Raw genomic sequence first — 1269 nt, 5'->3', positions numbered from 1 at the left:
GCCAGCCGCACGTAGTCCCGGAAACCCGCCGGGGTGCCGATACGGGCGGCCACCTGGCCCAGATAGGCGTCGATGCGCCCGCCGAAGATCTTCGGCCAGTCGGTGTCGGCCAGGGCCCAGTCGGCGGCGAACCGGGCCTCCGGACTGGTGGCCGGGAGCCCGGCGGCGGCCTGCGCGATCGCTTGGGCGATCTGTGTGGCAAGCCCGCCCACCGCGGTGGCACCCGTCGGAACGTACGTCATCAGCTGGGCCCGGTCGGGGCTGAAGACCGGGTTGGTGAAGTCGACCATGAGGGCGCAGGCGGCGAACTTCGCCGTGATGAGCCCGCTCTGCACCATCTGGCGAACGACGTCGTTGTCCTCGAAGGCTGCCTCGGGGAAGACGAACGCGAAGAACGTGTCGCCGGGCTGGGAGAAACCGCTGGCCCGTTCCTGGAGGCGGAAGCCGAACTCGGTCAGGCTCGCCACGTACTCGACGGCGGGGACCCGTGGCAAGGACGCCGTGACCGGCAGCTCCAGGTCGTCGAGCAGGGCCTGACGGTTCAGCCAGAAGCCGATGGGCAGGGGGAAGTCGTCGCTCGCCGCGGTGATGGTCGAGCTCTGGACGGCGCTGCTGGCCAGGTTGACCGAGGTGGTCGTGAACAACTGCCGCATGAGGTGGTCCGGCCGGTCGACGGTCCCGGTCCTGGTGACGGCCGCCAGGCGGGCTGCCGTCCAGCGGCCGACCAGCGAACGGACCGTCGGCTCCAGGTTCTCCGCGCCCACCACCTGGGCGAACAGCGGGTCGGCGCGCAGCGGGTCGTCGGCGGCGAGGCGGATGGTCGCGGACTGGGACTGCCAGTTGCTCCATGGCAGGGTCAGTTCCTTCATCACGACGCTGCCGTTGACATGGCTGTCGAAGCACCCTCTGCCGCGTGACTCCTGGGCCAGCGCCGACCACGAGTCCCCGGACCACACCCAGCTCGGGCTGATCCGCGCGTAGTAGTTGAAGACCCCGGCGGCCGGGTCCCAGGCGGCGACCTGCAGGAACGTGGTGGCGGGGTCGTCACCCGCGCCGGTGCTGATCAGCAGGTCCACCTCCCTGTTCTGGAGGGCGGTGCGGGTGATGGCGAACCGGAAGTCGCGGTACGGAGCGGGCGACGCGTCCGGCGGGATCTGCCCGGCCTCGCCGATGAGGTAGACCGCGTTCGGCAGGCCGCCGGGCGGCTGGGGCAGGCCGGCGAGCAGGTCCTGGACGGTCATGGGGAAGACGCCCCGGCGGAAGAACAGC

1 protein-coding gene is annotated in these 1269 nt (G+C 71.1%); it reads right to left on the bottom strand.

Annotated elements, in window-relative coordinates; genetic code table 11:
* The coding region (locus AB0O00_RS40070) for a hypothetical protein (protein WP_363659595.1) at window positions 1–1269 on the bottom strand (1269 nt) is incomplete at both ends.

It is taken from the genome of Kitasatospora sp. NPDC093558, assembly GCF_040683475.1.
Taxonomy (GTDB): domain Bacteria; phylum Actinomycetota; class Actinomycetes; order Streptomycetales; family Streptomycetaceae; genus Kitasatospora.
Note: the sequence above shows the minus strand (reverse complement) of the source record. Positions and strands in the feature narration are given on the sequence as shown.